Below are 1,272 nucleotides of genomic sequence, written 5' to 3' on the forward strand. Positions count from 1 at the left end.
GCCCGACGCGCAGACCTTCGTGCAGCGCGTACGGCTCGGCACCGCGCATGCGGTGCTGGCGGCACGCGAGGCGATCGCCCGCGGTGCCGACGACCTCTTGGTCGCATTCGGCGACACGCCGCTGATCTCGGCCGAGACCTTCGCCCGGATGCGCGCGCCGCTGCGCGACGGCGCGGCGCTTGCGGTGCTCGGCTTCCATGCCGCCGACCCGACCGGCTACGGCCGGCTGGTGGTCGAGAACGGCAAGCTGGTTGGGATCCGCGAGCAGGCCGATGCCAGTGCCGAAGAGCGCAAGATCACGCTGTGCAATGCCGGCGTGATGGCGTTCGACGGCAAGAAGGCGCTCGCGATCATCGAGAAGATCGGCAATGCCAATGCCAAGGGCGAATATTATCTGACCGATGCCGTCGGCATTGTCAGGGAACTCGGACTGGAGGCCGTCGTGATCGACACCAGCGAAGACGAAGTGCGCGGCATCAACACCAAGGCGCAGCTCGCCGAGGCCGAGGCCGTGATGCAGACACGGCTGCGCAACCAGGCGCTCGAGGCCGGCGTGACCCTGATCGCGCCGGAAACCGTCTATCTTGCCGCCGACACCAAGTTCGGCAAGGACGTCACGATCGAGCCGTTCGTGGTGATCGGACCCGGCGTTTCGATCGACGACGGCGCCGTAATCCATTCCTTCTCGCACATCACCCAAGCCACGATCGGCAAGAAGGTGGAGCTCGGACCCTACGCGCGGCTGCGGCCCGGCACTTCGCTCGGCGATGGCGTGAAGATCGGCAATTTCGTCGAGACCAAGGGTTCGAGGCTGGAGGCCGGGGTCAAGGTCAACCATCTCTCCTATGTCGGCGACGCCCATGTCGGTGCCAATTCCAACCTCGGTGCCGGCACCATCACCTGCAACTATGACGGCTTCCTCAAGCACAAGACGCTGATCGGCGAGGGCGCCTTTATCGGCACCAATACGTCGCTGGTCGCGCCGGTCACGATCGGCAAGGGCGCCTATATCGGCTCGGGCTCCGTGATCACCAAGGACGTTCCTGACGATGCGATGGCGCTCGAGCGCAGCGAGCAGTCCATCCGCGAAGGCGGCGCCGCGCGCTACCGCACGGCGAAGCTGAAGGAGAAGGCTGCGAAGGGGAAGTGATGCCGTCGTCGTGCTTCGGGACGGCCGCGTCGCGGCTTCATGACGGTGATAGAGACGAGCCCGCACCCTCCTCAACCGTCGTCCTGGCGAAAGCCGGGAGGTAGATTCACATTCGAAGTGCA

1 protein-coding gene is annotated in these 1,272 nt (G+C 65.6%); it reads left to right on the plus strand.

Annotated features, from left to right (window positions below):
- The coding region (gene glmU / locus AKL29_RS12615; protein WP_244481970.1) for a bifunctional UDP-N-acetylglucosamine diphosphorylase/glucosamine-1-phosphate N-acetyltransferase GlmU at positions 1 to 1,150 on the plus strand (1,150 nt) is incomplete at its 5' end.
- Positions 1,151 to 1,272: the final 122 nt, after the last annotated feature.

It is taken from the genome of Bradyrhizobium pachyrhizi (assembly GCF_001189245.1).
Classification (GTDB): Bacteria; Pseudomonadota; Alphaproteobacteria; order Rhizobiales; family Xanthobacteraceae; genus Bradyrhizobium; species Bradyrhizobium pachyrhizi.